This window comes from Aminobacter sp. LjRoot7, from assembly GCF_964252895.1.
Classification (GTDB): Bacteria; Pseudomonadota; Alphaproteobacteria; order Rhizobiales; family Rhizobiaceae; genus Aminobacter; species Aminobacter aminovorans_B.
In genome coordinates this window covers 391,315-410,303 of sequence record NZ_CAXUPX020000003.1, presented here as the reverse complement: position 1 = coordinate 410,303, position 18,989 = coordinate 391,315, and the positions used below count along the sequence as shown (strand labels likewise).

General features: G+C 60.6%; 24 protein-coding genes. 6 read left to right on the top strand and 18 right to left on the bottom strand.

Features of this window, described 5'->3' with window-relative positions:
• The first annotated feature begins 88 nt into the window (after positions 1–88).
• From ACSQ3E_RS11605 to ACSQ3E_RS11595, 3 genes are read left to right on the top strand one after another with little or no spacing between them, the layout of a single operon-like run.
• Complete coding sequence (locus ACSQ3E_RS11605; protein WP_182574199.1) at positions 89–847, top strand: ABC transporter ATP-binding protein; 759 nt, start codon at positions 89–91, stop codon at positions 845–847.
• A 1-nt stretch (position 848) separates the two neighbouring features.
• Positions 849–1,604, top strand: coding sequence for an ABC transporter permease (locus ACSQ3E_RS11600; RefSeq protein ID WP_182574200.1), 756 nt, complete (start codon positions 849–851; stop codon positions 1,602–1,604).
• Positions 1,604–2,362 carry an ABC transporter permease gene (locus ACSQ3E_RS11595; protein WP_182574201.1) on the top strand — a complete coding sequence of 253 codons (759 nt, stop codon included), beginning with the start codon at positions 1,604–1,606 and terminating at the stop codon, positions 2,360–2,362. The genes ACSQ3E_RS11600 and ACSQ3E_RS11595 overlap by 1 nt, the downstream gene beginning before the upstream one ends.
• Positions 2,363–2,460: 98 nt before the next feature.
• On the opposite strand, the gene ACSQ3E_RS11590 is transcribed toward ACSQ3E_RS11595, so the two are convergent.
• Positions 2,461–3,435, bottom strand: a complete 975-nt coding sequence (locus tag ACSQ3E_RS11590) for a GlxA family transcriptional regulator (protein ID WP_182574245.1) — start codon at positions 3,433–3,435, stop codon at positions 2,461–2,463.
• Positions 3,436–3,562: 127 nt separating this feature from the next.
• Here ACSQ3E_RS11590 and ACSQ3E_RS11585 point away from each other — a divergent pair, with 127 nt between their 5' ends.
• The gene (locus ACSQ3E_RS11585; protein WP_436122804.1) at positions 3,563–4,381 is read left to right on the top strand and encodes a dienelactone hydrolase family protein; all 819 of its coding nucleotides are present in this window, start codon (positions 3,563–3,565) and stop codon (positions 4,379–4,381) included.
• Between the two features lie 313 nt (positions 4,382–4,694).
• On the opposite strand, the gene ACSQ3E_RS11580 is transcribed toward ACSQ3E_RS11585, so the two are convergent.
• The 6 genes from ACSQ3E_RS11580 to ACSQ3E_RS11555 are packed head-to-tail and all read right to left on the bottom strand — an operon-like array spanning position 4,695 to position 6,794.
• Entirely contained in the window at positions 4,695–4,994 is a 300-nt protein-coding gene (locus tag ACSQ3E_RS11580; protein WP_182574203.1) for a hypothetical protein, read from the bottom strand.
• Positions 4,991–5,206: a hypothetical protein gene (locus tag ACSQ3E_RS11575; RefSeq protein ID WP_182574204.1), complete on the bottom strand. Its 216-nt coding sequence runs from the start codon at positions 5,204–5,206 to the stop codon at positions 4,991–4,993. The genes ACSQ3E_RS11580 and ACSQ3E_RS11575 overlap by 4 nt, the downstream gene beginning before the upstream one ends.
• Complete coding sequence (locus ACSQ3E_RS11570; RefSeq protein ID WP_436122803.1) at positions 5,203–5,442, bottom strand: hypothetical protein; 240 nt, start codon at positions 5,440–5,442, stop codon at positions 5,203–5,205. The genes ACSQ3E_RS11575 and ACSQ3E_RS11570 overlap by 4 nt, the downstream gene beginning before the upstream one ends.
• A gap of 1 nt (position 5,443) precedes the next feature.
• Positions 5,444–5,617, bottom strand: coding sequence for a hypothetical protein (locus ACSQ3E_RS11565; RefSeq protein WP_436122802.1), 174 nt, complete (start codon positions 5,615–5,617; stop codon positions 5,444–5,446).
• Between the two features lie 2 nt (positions 5,618–5,619).
• Positions 5,620–6,288 (bottom strand): glycoside hydrolase family 108 protein, encoded by a 669-nt coding sequence (locus tag ACSQ3E_RS11560; protein WP_436122801.1) that lies wholly within the window; start codon positions 6,286–6,288, stop codon positions 5,620–5,622.
• Entirely contained in the window at positions 6,288–6,794 is a 507-nt protein-coding gene (locus tag ACSQ3E_RS11555) for a DUF7338 family protein (RefSeq protein WP_182574209.1), read from the bottom strand. The genes ACSQ3E_RS11560 and ACSQ3E_RS11555 overlap by 1 nt, the downstream gene beginning before the upstream one ends.
• Positions 6,795–6,918: 124 nt before the next feature.
• Here ACSQ3E_RS11555 and ACSQ3E_RS11550 point away from each other — a divergent pair, with 124 nt between their 5' ends.
• On the top strand, positions 6,919–7,593 hold the full coding sequence (locus ACSQ3E_RS11550) for an FkbM family methyltransferase (RefSeq protein ID WP_182574210.1): 675 nt from the start codon (positions 6,919–6,921) through the stop codon (positions 7,591–7,593).
• Here ACSQ3E_RS11550 and ACSQ3E_RS11545 read toward each other — a convergent pair.
• Genes ACSQ3E_RS11545 through ACSQ3E_RS11535 form a run of 3 tightly spaced genes read right to left on the bottom strand, consistent with a single transcriptional unit; the run spans position 7,590 to position 9,211 of the window.
• On the bottom strand, positions 7,590–7,892 hold the full coding sequence (locus ACSQ3E_RS11545; RefSeq protein WP_182574211.1) for a hypothetical protein: 303 nt from the start codon (positions 7,890–7,892) through the stop codon (positions 7,590–7,592). The genes ACSQ3E_RS11550 and ACSQ3E_RS11545 overlap by 4 nt on opposite strands.
• Positions 7,889–8,143, bottom strand: coding sequence for a hypothetical protein (locus ACSQ3E_RS11540; protein WP_182574212.1), 255 nt, complete (start codon positions 8,141–8,143; stop codon positions 7,889–7,891). The genes ACSQ3E_RS11545 and ACSQ3E_RS11540 overlap by 4 nt, the downstream gene beginning before the upstream one ends.
• A 3-nt stretch (positions 8,144–8,146) precedes the next feature.
• A complete protein-coding gene (locus ACSQ3E_RS11535) occupies positions 8,147–9,211 on the bottom strand; it encodes a hypothetical protein (protein ID WP_436122800.1) in 1,065 nt (354 codons plus the stop codon).
• Positions 9,212–9,289: 78 nt separating this feature from the next.
• Between ACSQ3E_RS11535 and ACSQ3E_RS11530 the strand changes: the two genes are divergently transcribed.
• Positions 9,290–9,535 carry a hypothetical protein gene (locus tag ACSQ3E_RS11530; RefSeq protein ID WP_182574214.1) on the top strand — a complete coding sequence of 82 codons (246 nt, stop codon included), beginning with the start codon at positions 9,290–9,292 and terminating at the stop codon, positions 9,533–9,535.
• On the opposite strand, the gene ACSQ3E_RS11525 is transcribed toward ACSQ3E_RS11530, so the two are convergent.
• From ACSQ3E_RS11525 to ACSQ3E_RS11490, 8 genes are all read right to left on the bottom strand, one after another.
• A complete protein-coding gene (locus tag ACSQ3E_RS11525; protein ID WP_436122799.1) occupies positions 9,473–11,518 on the bottom strand; it encodes a hypothetical protein in 2,046 nt (681 codons plus the stop codon). The genes ACSQ3E_RS11530 and ACSQ3E_RS11525 overlap by 63 nt on opposite strands.
• Positions 11,518–13,872 carry a hypothetical protein gene (locus ACSQ3E_RS11520; protein WP_436122798.1) on the bottom strand — a complete coding sequence of 785 codons (2,355 nt, stop codon included), beginning with the start codon at positions 13,870–13,872 and terminating at the stop codon, positions 11,518–11,520. Before ACSQ3E_RS11520 ends, ACSQ3E_RS11525 begins: the two co-directional genes overlap by 1 nt.
• Before the next feature lie 3 nt (positions 13,873–13,875).
• Complete coding sequence (locus ACSQ3E_RS11515) at positions 13,876–14,880, bottom strand: tail fiber domain-containing protein (protein WP_436122797.1); 1,005 nt, start codon at positions 14,878–14,880, stop codon at positions 13,876–13,878.
• Entirely contained in the window at positions 14,867–15,316 is a 450-nt protein-coding gene (locus ACSQ3E_RS11510; protein WP_182574218.1) for a GNAT family N-acetyltransferase, read from the bottom strand. The genes ACSQ3E_RS11515 and ACSQ3E_RS11510 overlap by 14 nt, the downstream gene beginning before the upstream one ends.
• 2 nt (positions 15,317–15,318) lie before the next feature.
• Complete coding sequence (locus ACSQ3E_RS11505; protein ID WP_436122796.1) at positions 15,319–16,905, bottom strand: hypothetical protein; 1,587 nt, start codon at positions 16,903–16,905, stop codon at positions 15,319–15,321.
• Positions 16,902–17,603, bottom strand: a complete 702-nt coding sequence (locus ACSQ3E_RS11500) for a hypothetical protein (protein ID WP_182574220.1) — start codon at positions 17,601–17,603, stop codon at positions 16,902–16,904. The genes ACSQ3E_RS11505 and ACSQ3E_RS11500 overlap by 4 nt, the downstream gene beginning before the upstream one ends.
• 6 nt (positions 17,604–17,609) lie before the next feature.
• Positions 17,610–18,389 (bottom strand): hypothetical protein, encoded by a 780-nt coding sequence (locus ACSQ3E_RS11495; RefSeq protein WP_436122795.1) that lies wholly within the window; start codon positions 18,387–18,389, stop codon positions 17,610–17,612.
• A gap of 81 nt (positions 18,390–18,470) precedes the next feature.
• Complete coding sequence (locus ACSQ3E_RS11490) at positions 18,471–18,983, bottom strand: hypothetical protein (protein WP_436122794.1); 513 nt, start codon at positions 18,981–18,983, stop codon at positions 18,471–18,473.
• Between the last annotated feature and the right edge of the window lie 6 nt (positions 18,984–18,989).

The window sequence follows — 18,989 nt, the reverse complement described above, 5'->3', positions numbered from 1 at the left end:
GGGATGGCAGGTAAGGCGGATCAGGACGCTGGGCGGGCATCTATGCTCCGCCCAGCGGACCGTACAGACAAAAAAAGGGGAACAAAAAATGCTAGCTAAGCTATGGACCAATTTCGGAATTTCAAACGTCTCGAAATCCTTCGGTAACTACCCGATCCTTGACCGGATCGACCTAGAATTTAACAGGGGCTCATTCATCTGTGTGCTCGGTCCCAGCGGATCTGGCAAAAGCACGCTACTCGATCTTATCGCGGGCTTCGAACGCCCGACTTCGGGCGCCATTCGCCTCGGATTAGAGGAAATCCGTTCGGCTGGCCCCGACCGAGTAGTTGTGTTCCAAGACGTGAGCAATGCACTCTTTCCCTGGCTGACCGTCCGAGAAAATGTCGAGTTCGGCATTTCCCGACTCCCGCGTGCTGAAAGACAGCAACGTGTCGCCCGGGTGCTCGAGATGGTCAACTTAGCCAATCATACAAACAAGTTCCCTTCGGAACTGTCCGGCGGCATGAAACAGCGCGTACAGATCGCACGCGGGCTCGCCATGGAGCCAGACATGCTTTTGATGGATGAACCGTTTGGGGCGCTGGATGCCATTACTCGCAAAAAGCTTCAGACTGACCTCAAATCTCTTTGGGAGGAGACAGGGAAGACCATTTTCTTCGTCACGCATGACATTGAGGAAGCTTTGCTTCTGGCGACCGAAATCGTCGTACTTTCGACCGGTCCTGGCGCACGCGTGAAGGAATGGATTCGGCGCGACCAAATTCCACAGGATCCCGCCACGGTCGAATATGTCGCAATGAAGACCCGCCTTGAGAGGGCACTCGACATCGATGAGGACCACTGAGATGCGTGTGCTCTATGCGGGGCTAGGCGTCGCCATCGTCATCGCGGTTTGGCAACTGATGGCAAATGCAATCGCCTTTGACATGCTCTTCCCACCTCCGAGGGTAGTTGGCGCTAGTGCATATGATATGATTGTGAGTGGCAGCATGACCGACGATGTCGGCGCGAGCCTGTGGCGACTGCTACTCGCCTTATTGATCGGCGTCCCGGCTGGCATTCTCATAGGCGTGGCTATCGGCTGGTGGCCTATCGCGAACGCTATTGTCCAGCCCTTTATTCGTATGTTCAACGCCATCCCGGCGATAGCGCTAGTGCCGTTTAGTCTGTTGTGGCTCGGAGTGACGGAACAGTCTCGTATCGCGTTGCTAGTCTATACGATCACCCTAACCGTGCTCATTAGCACGCGGGCCGGTGTGCGCAATGTAAGCCGCATCAAGTTGCGGGCGGGCGAATGCCTTGGCGTCCGCGGCCCCCAGGCGCTGTTCAAGATTGTGCTGCCGTCCTGCATACCCGCAATCATTATTGGCATACGTACGGCGATCGGCCTTGGCGTCATGGTCGTAGTGGCAGCCGAGATGCTGGGCGCTGAAAGCGGTGTCGGTTATCGACTTATGCAAGCCCGCTCGCAATTCGACACCGCCGCCCTGATGGCTAGTATCATTGGACTGGGATTGCTGGCGTTGCTACTGGACCGCGCCTTTGAGTTCGCAGTGGAGACCTTGTTGCCACGCTACTCGACCAAGCGGAGGATCAAGTAATGTCTGGCTTTCGTATGACGACCTTGTCGACGCTTTCACTGTGCTCCTTCGTCATTATGTGGGCGATTGCCGCCGGGTCTATTGGACGTCCAGACCTCGTGCCGAGCCCTCTGCAGGTGGTTGAGGCTCTCAAGGGCATGTTGTCTTCAGGTGAGATTGTGAAGGCTACTATTACGAGCCTGGGCCGCGTAGTCGTCGGCTATCTGCTGGGGGGTGTTGCCGGCGTAGTCACAGGTATCATCCTCGGGCGTATCACCATCATCCGCGAATCGTTCAGCATCATATTTGATGTTGCAAAGGGTATACCTCCCATCGCGCTAGTACCGGTCGTAATCATGTGGTTTGGCATCGGCGAAATGTCCAAATGGCTGGTTATCGCTTATGTAGTTTGGGTGGTGGTCACTATTAGCACGCTGGTTGGTGCCAAGGAGGTGCCGTTAATCCGTTTGCGCACTGCAGAGATCATCGGGTTGGGGCCACTCGAGCGACTCTACCGGGTTGTACTGCCATCGGTAGTGCCCTACGCCCTAATAGGTCTACGCAACGCGGTCGGCTTTGCTTTCGTGGCGTTGGTATCCGCTGAATTGATTGGTGCCAATTCAGGGTTGGGACAGATTATCATGGATTCACGGTTCGCGCTGCAAACCGACCGCATGGTCGTTGGCATCTTCGTGCTAGGCGGTGTTGGCGCGATTTGTCAGATTCTGTTCGAGTTGATGGAGCGCCTGATTCTAGCTCGGCGCTTCCAGACAGGTTAGCCCAAGACGACCGAAAGATTGCGCTACCCGGGCTGAAACCGGGTAGCGCCAATGCTAAATGCGGCCTAGCTGTTAGACATCTGGGCTCCAGCACCGGCTTATGCGTTTCGTTTGCCGCGAAACTGCCGCGGCGTTGCCTGCGTGACTTTTCGCATTAGCCGTCGCAGCGCAGTCGTATCAGCATAACCAACTTGTTCGGCTATTTTTTCTACGGAAATGTTGGTGCTCTCCAGCAGTATCCGCGCCCGATTGATCCTCACACTTTGAAGCAAGGCAGACACACTTTTCCCCGTTGTGGCCTTGATACGCCGCGAGAGAGTTCGGCTCGACATAGATAGTTCTGCAGCAAGTTCTTCCACCGATGGAGGGTTCGGCAGCCTCGCTTCAAAGCAGGCCACAAGCCTAGTTGCGACGTCGCTGCTGCTTGCCAGAATCGCAGGAACGATGAACGGCGCTTGCGATTGGCGGCCATCGATTACCATTGCGCGCGAAACTGACTCAGCAAGTGCCGGGCCAAAGCGGATGCGAAGTAGATGCAGCATTAGGTCGATGTGCGCGAAGGCCGCGCCACCTGTGATAATGTTTCCGTCGGCGACAACGATCTGATCGACGTCAACTTGGCAATCGGGTGCCATCTGTTGCAGGAGCCCCCCGAGCCACCATGTCGTGGTCACCCTCTTGCTGCTCAGAAGCCCCGCCGCATGCAACAAGAACACTGCAGAGCATGACGCCGCGATAATCCCTCCTGCGTCGGAATGCGCCTTCAACCCATTTGCTATAGTGACCGCATCCGGCTGCGCTAGGCGGTTTATGACAGCTTCGGCATCGTTAAGGCCAAGCCCGGGCAGCAGCCAGACCGATCCATCGGACTTCGGCTTTTCCGGCAGAATCGCAGCTTCAATCTGAAGGCCGCTACTGAGGAGCACTGACTTCTCGGTCGAACAAATGCGCCAGCGTGGCGGAGCGCAGCCAGCTTCATGAGCAATGGCAGTGGCACAGGCAAGCGTGTCGAGCGATACGCCGACGCCTGACGCAAAAGTGCCTGGAAGCACGACGAGTGTGAAATCGAACATTGGCTGATTTAGCACGAATAATGTCAGATAGGACACTCGAATAAAGCACTCCGTCACTGCAAATGGAAGTCGGCTACCCCCAGACGTCTGGGGAAAGGCCGGCAACCAAACAGGAAGGAAAAAGGCGATGAAGGCTAGGAAGCTCGACGAGTATGATCCTCTTGAGGATTTTGCTCCAAGGAAGATAACCCTGATGGGCGTAACCAAGATGGTGCATACCTCGGGCAAAGGGCCCGCGGTGATCGTGATTCCGGAAGTGCCCGGTATCAGTCCACACGTTGCCCGCTTCGCTCGCTGGGTTTTGGAGGCGGGGTTTACGGTCTACATGCCATCCCTCTATGGCCGAGACGGGGAGCCGGTTGACCTTGAGGTGGGCCAGGCAATCTTCAAACGAGTTTGCGTAAGCGCAGAGTTCCGTGCCTTCGGCGCTGGTGCTTCAAGTCCAGTCACAATATGGCTTCGGGCCTTGGCGAAACTTGCACATGAAGAGTGTGGAGGTCCCGGGGTGGGCGCTATTGGCATGTGCTTCTCGGGCAATTTCGCACTCAGCATGATGTTGGAGCCATCCATGCTTGCGCCAGTTCTCTCGCAACCAGCTCTGCCCCTCGACGATGATGCCGGCCTCGAAATCTCATCCGAAGACCTCGTCACGGTTAGGGAGCGACTAGTCAAAGAGGACCTGACCGTTCTTGCTTACCGTTTCGAGGGCGATCGGTTCTGTAAGGCGCAGCGTTTCGCAGCCTATCAGCAGGTCTTGGGGGACCGCTTTGTTGGTCGCGTTTTGCCGGATGCGTCGGCGAACCGCGATGTGCCGGAATTCTTTGAGAAGGTCGTGCAGACCCCCCACAACGTCGTTACTGTGCATCTGATTGATGAGGCTGGTCAGCCGACTATCAAGGCACGCGACGAGATACTCGATTTCTTCAAACGCAGGCTGACTTCGTAATCTCGGGCAGACGAGATGCCAAGGTCGCGCGACAGGTGCAGTGTGGGAGGCCGTCTATCGTCCCCTTGCGATAATGCGGGCGCGACGGTGAAACTCTCACAACGCCCCCCCCCGACTGAACGACAAAGTGCCGCCGGGTGAACCGGCGGCTTTTGCGGGAAGGACGATTACGTCTAGGCGGCCATGCGGGCAGTCCCCCCACGCAGCGAAGCTATAGAGCGAGGCGACGAGTGTTGGGAGCGCGTGAGCGCAAAAAACCCGCCAGCCGAAGCAAGTGGGGCGGTAATAGGTGGTAATGGACGTTAATGAACGGCTACGGCCTCGGCGTCGGAGAGTCCTTCTCGAGCAGCCTGACCGCGCGATCGATCTGCATGGACACGTTCTGAAGTGTGACCTCCATTCGTGTCAGCCGGTCCTTCATCTCGCCGCTCTGGATCTCCAGGCGCTCGATGCGGGTGGTGTTCGCCGCGGTGGCCAGCCTGTTGGCCTCAATGTCAGACCCAAATTTCGCCCAGCCGAAGATGATTGACGCCAGCAACGTGCCGATGACGATCATGTTGCCCAGGCTCATCTTCATATCGATATCCATGCCGAAGTGCTTTTGGTCGCTCACGGCTTCCTCCCGCACAGTTCCTCGCGTGTCTTCAGAATGGTGAGGTGCCGGGCTGCTTCCTCGGCGTTCATCGCGTCGTAGACCTGTTGCCGATAGCGGAGGTCTGGACCCAGGCAGATGCTGCCCCGGGCTGAGGTGCAGGCAGCAGCGCCGGTCAGGACCACGATCAGCAGCATGATCTTGACGACGAGGTCGAGCAGCCGGCGCTTCATGGTCGTGCCCTCTTGGCGAGCTCGGCGCGCACCTGATCGGCCGACATGGCGCCGACATCGGATTGCACGTCGTCGAGGACATCCCTCGCCTTCTGCTCGGCCTTGGCCTGCTTCTCGCGCTCCAGACGCGCACCGCGGCGGTTGCCCTTCATGAAGGCAACCAGCGCAGCCAGCAGGCCGCCCATGATCGCCACAAGCGTGGGTTTGCTGAGGATCGAAAGGACCAGCGCCGTCATCTCACTGATCCGCCGATTGGTTGGGGACCTGATAGACACCGCCGGCCACAAGAGCACCGACGATCAGATCGCGGACAATCGCGTCCAGACCGGGAATGTCGACCTCGAAGTGCCGTAGGCCGATGAGCGCACCGACACCGAACAGTGCGACAAAGAATTTCGAATACTTGCGCATGGTCAGTGTTCCTTTCGGCGGGAGAAGAGCGCAGCGAGCGCCTTACCGATGAGTTGCAGGAAGAAGGCCAGGCCCTTGGCGGGTTCGGCCGGGGTGGTGATCAGATCAGGCTTTTCCGGCTCGGAAGCCTTGGGAATGCTGGGTTTAGGCGTGCTGATCACCGCCACCATTTTCAGCGCATCCACCCGCACGCCAGACACGCGAGCCGTCCAGCCCTTGCCGAACGTCGCCCACGTCTTCAGGCCGCGCAGGAACTTCATGCGCTTGTCGCAAAGGTCATTGATGGCGGTTGCCCGCATCATCGCCTTGGTCGCGGCAATGGTGGCCGGCCCGATCCGCCCGTCTTGCACAACACCGACGACACCCTGCAGATACTTCGCCGCCCTGCCCGGCCCGCTGTTCACGGCGAAGTCGAAGACGGCATAGTCGACGCCGTCAGGCAGCTCGGCGCCATGCACCGCGTCCCAATAGAACCGCCGGTAAACCGTGGCCAACTGCGCGTCAGTGATCCTGCGCAGATCGTCCTTGGTGGCGCCCGGCTTCACGTAGCGGCGGAAGTTCGCCAGCGTCACGCCCTTCATGGTGGCGCCGCCAGGATCGGCCGGATGGTCCGACCAGCCGCCCTCATGTTTCAGGACGAGCGCAAGCGCCCGCTGGAAATTACGGTCCATCAGGAAACACTCCGAAAGGGGTTGAACATGATCTTGATCATGTGCCGGTGGCCATCGAGCGCAGACCAGTGCCAGCCGATCCAGATCTTGGCGAAGCGGTTGCCTGGCAGCATCTGGTCGCGACGATAGGAGAAATAGCGGTGGCCATTGGCAGCCTGCATGACGACGAGGCGTGAGACGGTCTTGCCTCGGTCAAAGTCGACAACGCCGCTGTCAGAGACGATCTGAACCCCGGCAGCGTCAAAGCCCAGCACATAGGCATCGAAGCCATAGCCAGGGTTTCGCCAGAGCCACCAGCACGCGACCTTGAAGCGTTCCAGCGCTGACAACGGCTTTAGAACAGGCCCGTAGATGTCGTCATCGTGGGTGTGGACGTAGGCAAAGACGCCTGGCAGCCGGTCAAGACTGGCGAGCGCAGCCCATGCAGCCCAGACCGGGACCGTCGCCATCACAAACAGATTGAAGGCGAGCGAAAGCGGCGCCATCAGAAGATAGCGTGAATACATGGCCAATTCCTTTGAGCGTGCGTCGTCATTCCCGCTGGATGCGGGTCAGGTGCGCGAATTCGAAGACGGTTGAAATGCACTTCGGATCGTCTAAAGCTGCCTAGGCAATCCTTCCGGGGCATCTATGCGACTAAGCAATCTGATCAGATCAGCGTTCCCGCCTGCGTTCATTCGCGGCCAGGGTGACCGCAAAAGTAGTTCGCAACTCCAGCAAGACCTTTGGGCGCTGTCGGAAGCTGGCAACAAGACGGACGGTTTCTTTGTCGAGGTCGGCGCTTACGACGGCGTTACCCATTCCAATACCTACCTGCTCGAGCAAGTCGGCTGGGCGGGTATCCTAGCGGAGCCAAACCCTGCCGCGGAACAGAGCATCGTTACACGAAGGAAGGCCCCGCTTTGCAGCCAGCCAGTCGGCAAGGTGTCAGGGGTCGAAGTGGACATGCTCTTTGTCCCCGACCACCCCGAGCTTTCCACTATGCAGCAATTCGCGGGCGGCGACCGCCATGCCTCCCGCCGTGCGGACCATACCAAGGTCACCCAAACGACGATCAGCCTGAACGACCTATTAGCCCGCTACGACGCGCCCAAAAAGATCGATTTCATCAGCATAGATACCGAAGGCAGCGAGCCGGAGATTCTTGAGGGTTTCGACTTCGGCAGATACGACGTCCGTCTCTTCGCCATCGAGCACAACTACACACAGGCAGAGAAACAGATTGATCGGTTGATGAAGCTACGCGGATATGAGCGGGTTCATCGCCTGTGGTCGCGTTGGGACGCTTGGTACCGGAAGCGTTAAGCGGGCCATTTGATCTGCGGTAGTTCTGCTAAGAAATCCGTGATCGATGGTTGCGGACGCAGTCCCGTCGTCACCCTCTCAAGCTCGGCATAGACATATGCCCAGACACAATCGCGCCAAGCGACAAAGGCGGCGGCCTCCGCAGCCCATGCGGCATTGGTGCTCCCCACATATGTCGCGAGGGACACCGCGCTGTCGTACCGACGGTCCTGCGCTCGCGCATCAATCAGCCGTTCAATTGCCGCCTTGTAATCATCCAAGGTAGGCAGCGGTGCCGGTCGGATCGTGATGACGCTCATTCTCCTGCCTCCTGTTCGGCAAACCAAGCGTCAGGGCCAATCCCGTGACCATCTGGGTTCGTGAAATCTGCCGACCAGAGACCACGCTCAGTCCTGTCGTCAGGAACATCGGTCGCTTCGATGATGCGGTAGGGCACGCCGGCAGGAACATCCTTGCGGGCAATCTCTTCGATTGGAATGCCGCTTTTCCCAGCAGGGATCAGGACACAGACCCCACCATCACCTGACGGGAAAATGATACGTTTGTTCATGGGTCAGTCTCCCATTACAATGATGCCGACATATGCGGTGTCGACGCCACCCACGTTTGATTCACCAACCACAATGGCTATGGCCGACGTCGTCTTAGTACCACCGCTGTAGTTGACATCCCTGAGGTTGCCGCTGGCCATACCGACAGCCGCATAATTGGCGTTGGCCAACGCTGACGCGAAGTTGACGGTGTAGTTACCGACGCCGTTGTCTGTAATTGAGGACACGTTGAAGCTGTCATTGATGGCGACAGTGCCAGTACCGTTGAAGCTTACCCAGGCCTTGGCCACGCCTTGATGACTTGCGATGGGGGCAGCCCACTCTGGCGCAGTCGCGCCAGAATTCATCTGAAGCACCTGCGCCGCAGTGCCTTTGGCAAGCCTTGCCTTGACCTTTGCAGCAGTGAAGTACTCGATGTCGCCGGCTGCCGTGCTCGCTGGGATGGGAACGAAAAGCTGGGTTGCAGCGCCGTCGCCGATTGCAAGTACGTTGTCATCGGTGTCCCACTCGACACCGCCCTCTGCGGTGGGGGTCGCAGTGGCCCCCTGCTTCAGTGTGAGCGTAGGTTGAACGAGTGTGTTGACCGTGAGTCCGCCTGTCGAGCGCTGATACCCAACACAGACCCAATTGCCCGCCCCCTTCGAGCGGAAAGTGGCAGTGTCGCCGGCTGCGGTGGTGATATTGGCACCGCCCGGCAGAATGAGGCTGGTCGCATTGTGGGTGAGCGTCAGCGCACCGGCAAAGATCAGCGTCCGGATCGCACCGGAGTTGACCGTGCCGAGCGCGGTAATAGGCGTGGTGCCAGTGACGTTGACGACGACACCCGTCGCGTTGGCCAGGTTGAGCGTCGCCGCCGAGGCCATGTCGGCACCGGTAGTATTGAGATTGTCATTGCCGGAAACGGCCGTGTTGCCACCAGTGCCGCCGGCGGTTATGGGCCGTGCAGCATTCAGATCCGCCAGAAGGTCGGCCAGGAATGCATTGTAGCGTGTGCTCGAAACAGTCGTATTGGGCACACCATTCGTATTTGGCGGCCACGACATCACACCTGAGCCGTTACGGGGCATCGGCAGTACTCCATGTGGGAAAGCCGCTCCAAAGGCGGCCTATTGTCGAAATGGCGGGCTGGGGTTACTTTCCGGCGCATGAGCTACCGGACCACAGTTCAGTTGATCGCTGCAGCAGTCACCGCCTGCGTAATGGTGGCGCTTGGCTTTGCGCTGGACGGCTTCCTTGGCGTCGTCTCATCAGACTTCAAAAACGGCTTGCTAACCGGCGTGATCGTGACGGGCCTGATCGTTTTCTTTGCTCTTCGCTATGATCAGCGATCAGCGGCCGACGCCGCCAACCGTCGTCAGCAGCAAGGCCCGCGAAACTCGATCGATCTGTGACGGATCAAGGTTCGAGCCTTTCGCCGCCTTCAGCAGAGCATCGACCACCTCAGCATTGTTGCTGGTCAACGTTTCGGCCATCTGCTTTCGCGCTGCTTCCGTCTTCACGCCCTGCAACGCCTCGACGACCTTCTCGACACCCTTAACGGCTGTTGCCCGCGTCGCGCCGCCGACGCCGCCAGCCTTGAAACTGTCGACCACGCCGAAGTCGCCGCCGGTCTGGCCTGTCAGGTCGTTGATCGCCTCGCGGCGCGCCAGGCTCTCGCTATTGCGCGTGACGATGCTCGAGGTGTCCGCGAAGGACCGTTCATTGTCGAGTAGCCGAATGATCCTGTCGGCACGGTCGTCGCCGAACAGCGTCGCGAGACGGTCGCGGTTCCAGTCGCCTTCACCCTTGATCAGCCGCTGAAGTGCTACCCGGTCGTTGGCATTGGTGCCAATGATGCGCTCGATTTCGGCCCGCGCACCTTCGCGCAATCGCACCGGCACCGCCGAGGGACCGATCTGTTCGCCCTGAGGCAACGCGCCTTGCCTGAATTCGTCCGCCAGTTCGACCGGCCGAGGTGCTTCGCGGCCATTGGCAAGAACCGTCTGACCGCGCTGCACCGCCGTATTCTGACGGGCCAGTTCGGCATATTGAGCGTCGACTTCCTTGATGCCCGGCACCGAAGCGCGAAGCTGATCGTCAACCGCCTGGCGGGCGGTGGTCAGGGCATTGCGGGCGTTCGTCTCCTGAACCGTCTCCAACATGCCGTCGATGGCCTTGCGGGTTTCCAGCAGGGTCACGGGATTGGTTTCAAGCTCTTCCGTTCCGACGCGATTGAGCATCCGTCGAACGGTCGACAGACCACGCTGCGCCTCGCCCCGTAGGGTCTGAATTTCCCGGTCCAGATATTGCGCGATTGGCCGCGTATCGACCGGCGAAGCGTTCTGGAACACTTCACGGTATCGCGGCGACAGGTGCCCCTGATTGACCTCGATGTCAGCCGACACCCTGCGCGGGACCGGAGCCGGCCCAAGCTGGGAATTGACCTCGTCGATGATCCGACGATTTGCAGCAGCATCGCGGGCGCCGATTGCACCGCGAACGATCTGCTGGCCTTCGCCCGGCATGGCAGCGAGCGCGGCGGCCTGGTGTTTGAGGTTTGGCCCCAGATCCAGAACCATGCCGTCAGGGCCCAATTCCTGAAGACGGGCGTGTACAGTCGCCGCGTCGAGCCCATCACGCTCCATGCCTTTGGCCAGGAGATTGAAAGCCTGCTTGTCGACGCCGGTTGCCTTGGCGAGGCGACCGGTTAGGAGGGCATCGGCGACCTTCTTGACGCCTTTGCCGACCAAAGGGGCGACGTAAGTGCCGGCGGCACCCAGACCACCACCCCAGAGCGCGCCGTCGCGCGTTTTTTCCAGATCGCCACCAGACCGCACAAAGGCGTCTGCACCTCCTAGGCCCCCGCCGCCAAGAGTCGCGCCGCCAATCTTCCCCAAGCGGGTTGCCTGCGTGACGCCAAAGGCGCTCGGAGCTGCTGCAATCATGGGGACCGTGCCAACGACCGCGCCGGTAACCTGCGCGGCCGTGTCCAGCTTCGGGTTCATCGACTTTTCAGCCTCGGTCCCCGACTGGATGGTCTGCAAGACCTCGTCGTAATCCTTGTCCGAGAACTGCGCCAAGGTGGCCGCGGCGGCACGATCAACGCCACCACGGATCAACGGGCCAACGACCGGGATGCCTTCCAGCACGCCGCCCGACGCCGTCCGGACCTTGCTCAGGGCGTCATCGCCCTCAATCACGCCGGTCTGACGGTTATAGCCAGGGATGCCGCCCGGGACGTTCGCCGGGTCGAACTCGAAATGCTGCGGCTGGCCGCCGGGCCGAGGGGCCCCGGGTTCGACCATTTGCCCGAGCGCACCGACAGCGGCATTCTCGTCGGGCGCATCGATCTCGTAGGTTTTGCCGTCCGGGCCCTGGATCTCGAAAACAGGCATTACTGTTTCACCCTGATTTTGACGCCGTTGCCCATGTCTTTCCAGCCGCCACCATCACCCGGAGGCGGCGCGCCAGGCGTCTGCCGTTCAACAGAGGCGTCGACAGAGGTCTTGATGTTGGCGAGCATGCGCTTGAGTTCTTCCACGCTGTTCTTCGCCCGCGCGCCGGCCACGCCCGTCACTCCGGTCCATATCTGATCGGGCAGATTGGCAATGCCGCCCTCTTTCAGGGGATCGACAACCGGGTCATAGATCATCCGCTCCATGAGCGAGAGATCAGGCCCGTTGAGCACGCCGAGGTTAAACAGCTCCTTCATCTGAAGCATGATGCCCTGGCGAACCGTGTTCAGGTTGTCCTTGGCCTCGCCAGGCTTCACCTGAATACCGGATTTGTCGACAAGCTCCGCGTAACGGTCCAATTCACTCGTGATCGTCGAAAAAGCCTGGTCGACGCTCGAAGACCGATTGCGCTGGGCTTCCGTCGGCTTCTGCGCCTTCGGGCTGGTGATCGGGATCATGCCAGGGCGCTGGCCCTCGACCGGTGCACTGATCGGCGCAGGGGTCGGGGCGGGCGTCGGGCTGACAGGCGCTGCCGGAACAGGAGCCGGGGAAGGTGCAGGCGTCGGCGCTGGCACAGAAGCGGGTGCGCCTTGCGGTGTGACCGGCATTGCAGGACCACCCGCAGCCGCCTGTCCAAATACGCCCTGTGGCGTCATGAACATGACGGACCCGTCTGCGGGATTGGTGATGGTCTTGCCGGCGCCGAGCTGCTGTGCCTGTTCCGGGGTCAGAGCGCCGCTGTCCATGAGGCCGTTGAGCGACTGTGCTTCGACCGAATTGCCCTCAAACCGGAATTTGCCATCTGACGGCTTGCCTACATGCTTGGTTTCGCCCGTGGCCGGATCGAACAACGTGCCGTCGTCGAGTTTCTGCCACTGCTTTTGGGGCGTCCCTAGCTCCTTCTGGAGCTTCTGAAGCTGAAGCTGCCGGATAGGGTCGTTCGATTGCATCTTCTGCTCGAGCATTGTGTTGACCATGGCGCGCTGCTGCTCGCTCAACCAAGGATCGGCTGCGGCCTGCATGATCTGCTGGACGGTCGGGCCAGCCTCGCCAGGCTGAAGCGGCGCATGTCCCGGCATGTCGCTATCAATGGCCGTGCCGCGATAGGCTTCCGCGCCCATTGCCTGAGCAACGCGCTGGGTGGCCGGGCTGGCCGCCTGTGCCGCCGGCTGATCGCCATTGGCCTTGGCCAACGCCCCAGTGACTTTCGAAAGCGGCTGCACTGCGCCGCCTATGGGCGCGCTGTCCATCATTGCCGCCGTGACGCGCTGAGACGGTGAGGGTGTGACTTTTGCCACTGGCTGAGGAACTGCGGGCTTCGGCGGGGCTCCGGGTGCCGTCGGCGCGTTCATTCGGGCCCAAGCCTCAGGCGACAGGCCGGTTTTGGCGTATTCCTCCGGCATCGGCGGCACCTGCGTCGCCTGCGCCACGCCAGCCGACGGGTCGAGAGATGCGACCTGAACAGGCTGTTCCTGTTGGGCCGCCTGCTGAGCCTGAGCGGGCGAAGCACCTGCATTGAGTGCGCGCTGATAGGTCGACACAAACCTGTCGGTGTTCGTGCCCTGCTCAATGCCGCCCGGCAAGCTGGTCCAGACCGGATTGAGCACCTTTCCCACGCTGGCAATTGCCGCCGGGTCGCCTGACTGCAGAACAGCGTCCAGTTTCTGACCCGTCTTGGCTTTGTAGGTTTCGGCTGCGAGGTTCCAAGCCGCCTTGTCCTGATTGATAGGCGAGAAGTCGCCCAGACCAAGCTTTCCAGCCTGATCATCCCACGTAGAGCCGAGAAACTGGTATTTGCCGGCGGCAGAAGAGGTGCGCCCCGCGTTCGGGCCAGTCTGGATGCGCACGGCTTGGTTTGGGTGTTTGGAGAAGTCGTCGAACTTCCCGCCGCCATAGATGACGTTGTACCGGCCGCCGCTTTCGGGCCCGGCAATCGTGTTCAGCAGCGCCTTTTGATACGGCTTGGCATCGGTCCATGCGAGTTCGTCGCCGTGAAAGTCGACGGGAGCCGATGACGTGGATGTGCTCTGCTTGGAAGTCGGCGCATCTGGGAACGTGCCGGCGCCAAACAGCGGTGCCATGGTCGACGCGGCATGATCGCGGCCCGCTTTTTCGGCAGCATCAGCACGGCTTCCGAGGACAGCCGAGACGATACCGTCGGCCAGGGCGCTGATGCCTTCGCCTACGTTCCGGGGAACCTGATTGCGGCTGGCGAGCGCATCCGCTACGGCCCGCTTCTTCGCGAGGCTGGCCGGCGTTTCCTTGGATGCGTCGAAAATGAAGGACAGAGCCATTGATTATGCTCCCAGCGCCAGCGCTTTGCGGTAATCCACGGCCTTGAAGCCGTGCGGGGTATCGAACACCGCGTCGGGGTGTTTCTTCTCGACATCCTGCGCCATCAGGCCAAGCTGCATGGGCCCGCCGGCCTTGTAGCGATAGGCATAGATGGGCTGGCCGTCGTTGGTTTTGCCGACCTTCTCGATATCGGTCTTGGCTCGCTTGTCCGACAGTGTGAGCAGCTTGCCGACGCCGCCGAACAGCCCGCCCAGCAGACTGCCGCTCTGGGCGACCTGCTGGTTATAGGCGTTCATGCGCTGATTGTAGTTCTCGTTGATCAGCCCGGCATTGTCGGTCGTCGGGATGGTGCTGCCGTTGTAACCCTGGGCCTGCGGTGCGGCCACCTGCGAGCCCGACAGAAGCGCAGTGATTTCGTTGATCGGCTGATTGCGGACGGCCTGGGCTTCGGAAAAAGCCTGGCCGCGACCAGTCAGCAGCAACTGATTGTAAGCATCGTTCGTCGTCTGGCCTTGCTGGGCCATGGCCCGGTCGTACGCCGCGGAACCCTGCATGATGCCTTGGTTCGCTAGACGGGTCTGCAGCGCGTCGTTCTGCTGCGCAATGAGCGGGTCGAGGCGCTTGCGACCCAGTTCCAGCAGCCGCGATTCAACCGCCTCGTTGGAGCCATCGAAGGGCTTAGCCATATAGTCGTTGAGGAAAGACGACTGGTTATTGGCAAGGGTGCCGAGGTTGAGCTGCGCCTTGTCGGTTTGATCCTTGATTGCCTGCTGCGCCGCTGACAGCTGCGTCGTGACAGTCGTTTTTGGGATCGTGTAGGTCTTCCCGGTGTATGGATCGGTGACCTTCTCTTCGCCAGTCTTCGTATAGGTGATCGTGCCGTCAGGCGTGACCTGGTTGGCATTGTTCAGCCACGAATTGGCAATCGCGGTCGAGATGTTGGTGCCGGTCGATGCCGCTGAAGTTTCCTTCGGGTCGGGAGGCGTCGGCGCTTTAGGCTTGCCCATGGTATTTCCTCGTGAACTTGCTGTTCCGCCAGGCGTCGTCAGTCAGCGTGAAGACGTAACCGTCCTCATTGCGACCGCGCATGCGCTCGATGAAATGCGGGGTGAAACCGAAGGCTTTCGCAATGCGCACCATGCGCTCGTTGGCGGCCGAGACTTGAAGAACCACCATCTGGCAGCCGACCTCGTCGAACGGGTACGAAAACATCTTGTGCCGCACCTCGGCAGTCAGCCACCGCGGCGTCGTCGATGCGCTCGATATCTGGATGAGGCCCGGCCCCGGCTGCCAGTCGTGGAAGACCATTCCGGCGACCAGTTCACCGGTATCGTCGTCGACAACACCGAGTGCCTTGCAATTGCCGAAACCCGCTTCACAGCCTGGAATGAGGCCGGCGACGAAGGCCGAAACCTGATCAGTGCACCCGTAGAGCAATCGCATGCTCAGACGACCACAGCACCGACTTCATAGGTGATGTCGATCGCTACCAGCTCGGCGTCGGGCGTTGGCGTCACGCCGCAAGTTACCTGGACTTGTGGTGCCGCAACGAAGCCAGATCGGCCAATTGAGCCCCAACGGGTCGAAATGCGCTTCTCTGAGCTGCCATCCCATTTCATGACGTCCCACAGACCACTGTCCCATTCGTCGAATAGGGTGTCATCTGGGGTCGACGCCGGAGCGGCTGGCAATGAAACCTGATAGTCGGTGGACATCGACAGCTTCGAAATGAACGCTCGAGCCGCAAGAAAGACAGACCGGCCCATATGGACGATCTTGTTCGCCGCCGGCACGCGTAGGTGGTCGAACAGGCCAACATAGGTGCAGACATAGGGGGAGCCGTCGTCGTTGCCGCCGACTTCGCACTGCATGACCTTGCCGTCGGAGGTGCCGAAATAGGCCCAATCGTCATGGATGGCGAGGCAACGGGTATCCCAGCCGGTATAATCGGCCCATGCGCCGGTTTCGAGGTTGACGACGAAACAGAGATTGTCCTGGCCGACGTCGGTAGGCAGGGAGACGATGCCCATATTCATCAGCGGCCATTTCACGATTTCCCAAGGCAACACTGCTGCGCGGCGAGCCACCTCACGGCGCCAGTCGGGTTCGATGTTCCGGCTTACGCTGCTCATGGATAGCGCTATGCGGTCCTTGGAAATCGCCTCGCTGATAGGGACGATGCCGTCTTCCATGGCGATCAGGAGGTCACCACCGGCCTGCATGAAGGCGCGACGGCCCATTGGCCGCGAGATGTCGTATCGGCCCACAAGCCGCCAATCTGCCGGATCGGCGGGGTTTGCGCCTTCATAGACCGCGACCTCGCCCTGATCGGAGACGATGACGCATTTGTCGTCGACGCCGTCGCCGGCATCAAGCGACCAGGTTGCCCCGAACTTGATTGCGCCACCCTTCTGGAAGACGCCGGCAAGGGACAAATCCTGCGCGGTACCCGAGATCTGATTGACCGGCAGGAACCAGACGACAAGGCTGTCTTTCTGGACGAAAAATTGCCGGTTTCGGTAGGCCCATATCTGCGCCAGCTTGTTCGTCGCGATAGGGCCCAGTGCCGCCACAGTTGACCAGACGCTGCCATTGAACTGGCGCATCGAATCCGTGCCGTTGACCGCAGACAGAAAGTCGCCGCCGGCCGTGGCGAACTGGATATAGCTGTAATACCCGCTGGTCTGCCCGCTGACAGCCGCTGCCGGCGGCACCAGAGGATCGGCGGGACTGGTGACGTCAAAGATGTTGGTCGTGTCCGCGGCAAACATGAAACGACCGCTCGAGCTGTCATAGGTGATCATGCTGACCACCGGCCCGGAACCAATCGTTGCCTTGCGACGAGTGCCGCCGCGCAGCCTGATACCGGTACTGGTCGGGAACCAGTTTTCCAGCACCCGGGCGCCCTGAGGCTGCGAGGCCGCCAGATTCTCATTCGAAATCTTGCCGCGGACCGGGGCCGGGAAAGTGTGCGTGCGGTGCTTCTGCTGGGCAGGGGCAGCGACCGGAACACGTCGGAAGGCGCGCCTCATGGGGTAATCACCCCTGGGAAGGCGCATTCGGCGCCGGCCGGCAGACGAGGCGTGCCGACGGTCAGGATGTTCGAGCCCTTGTCGTTGCCGCTGGCGACCGCAAGCGCGTCCTCGTAGGTCACCATGTCCTCGGCGTAGGCTTGGCCCTTGTTGGCCTTCCACTGCCAGATCATGCCGAGCTTCAGCACACGCTCATCGAGGCGGAAGACGTCATCGTCTGAGGTAAATTCCGCTTTCGGCGTCCCGTCCTCTGCCTTGATGATCAGATCGGAGATGTAGAAGAACGATGCGGTCGCCAGATTGGGCATCACCGGCTTGATGTGGACCTGCTCGCCAATCATCGTCCATGCGCCGGTTAGGCTCTGGTAGTTCTGGACTGCCATGGCGAGCCAGGTGTCGCTGTCGGGGTAGTGCGTCAGTGGCGAATAGGGCGTTGCTGATGGCCAGATGCGAGCCTTTTTCAGCATCCGCTTGTAGTCGGGGGGCAGATTGAAACCGGTGGCGATGCCGTCACCGGTCAGCGTTGCGAGCACCTTGAGGCGCGTCCAATCACGGCCGTCGAAGGCGATGCGCTGCGCCATTTCATTGGCGAGCGCTTGCAATTCGGCGTGTTCCCGATCCGTCGACGAGAAGACGGCATCAGGGACGGTGAGCCCGATGACCGGGCACACCTGCTTTATGACGCTCAAGATGCTCATGGGCGCTTAGCCGTTCGCCAGTTCGGCAGCAGCAGCGACAAGGGTGTTGTGGCTGGGGTTGCCGCGGGGGCGCGAGCCGTTGTGTTCGGCGATGTAGTCCTTCAGCTTGTCGTCATCCCACGTGTCGAAGTCGGTCGACGCATCCGGATCGGTTTCGCCTTCAGGCTTGTCAGCCGCTTCCTCTGGCTGCGACCCGGACTGCAGGGCCCCGACTTGATTGACGGGGGTGTTGCGCCCCGACATCTGGGCAAGCTGGTCCCTGAGATCGGCCATCTGCTCGAGCAGCGAAGCATTTTGCGCAGCCAGCGCCGTCACGTCTGCCGAGCCGGCCGCATTGTCCAGATAGGCCTGCGCCTGGTTCTTCAGATCGCGCCCGCCCATGCCGAGCTGCTTGAGCGGGTTGCCATCCAACCCGGCCAGAGCTTCCACCGTGTGGATGTTCAGCGCCTTGAGTTCGCGGCGCTTGGCTTCGGCCAGGAATGGCGCTTCCGACAAAGGCGTGCCGCTCGTCGGCTGGGAAACACCTGCCTTAAAGGCGCGATACTGCTCGTTGTAGAGCATGGCGTAGGTCACGACGCCGTTGCCGTCCTTGACGCTCTCGCGCGTCGCGTTGGGCTCGGCTTCATGGGCCGGAAAGGTCGCCCTGGTCTTCGTGTTGCCGGCGAATGCGATGTCGCAGACTTCCATGTCGGAGAAGATCGGTCGGCCTGCCTTCTGGCTGGCGGTGGCGTCGGGCATCGTGTGAATGCGGAACACGACAGTCGTCTGATTGTTGTTCGATGTCATTTTCTCGGTTTCCTGTCTGAGAGGGTGCAAAGGAAAACGGGGCCCGCCGAGGAGCCCCGCTTATTGCTTTGTCGTCAGGGATTAGACCGCGAGGCCGTCGTCGACGAACGGACGATCGATCTCGAATTCGGCCAGGCCGGCGGAAGGCGTACCGACCGCAGAGGCGCCCTTGGCGTTCTTGACGCGATCACCGGCAACGACAGCGTCGTCCACGGAACCAGCGGTCGCCGTGGCATAGACGTTGGCGTTGTCGAGGAAGCCCGCAAGCGTCTTGCCGATGGCCTTGCCCTTGATCTGATACCAGCCGTACTGGCTGGCCACGTTCGCCGACATGGCGACAGCGACCGAGCCAATAGCGTCGGCACCAAGCAGGACCGTCGACCAGTCGTCGGGGTTGTAGACGACCCACGAGCCAACTGCCGTCGAGGCTACGCCCTGAAGGTAGATGAACTCGCCGACGCCGTAGACCGGATCGACCGCGCGGATGACATCGCCCAGCTTCCAGGGAGTGCTGCGACCGGCCACGTTTGACGCGGGACCGGTGTAGGCAATCGGAGGGAAGCCGAGGTTCGGAGTTTCGGGAATGTAGGCCACTGGACC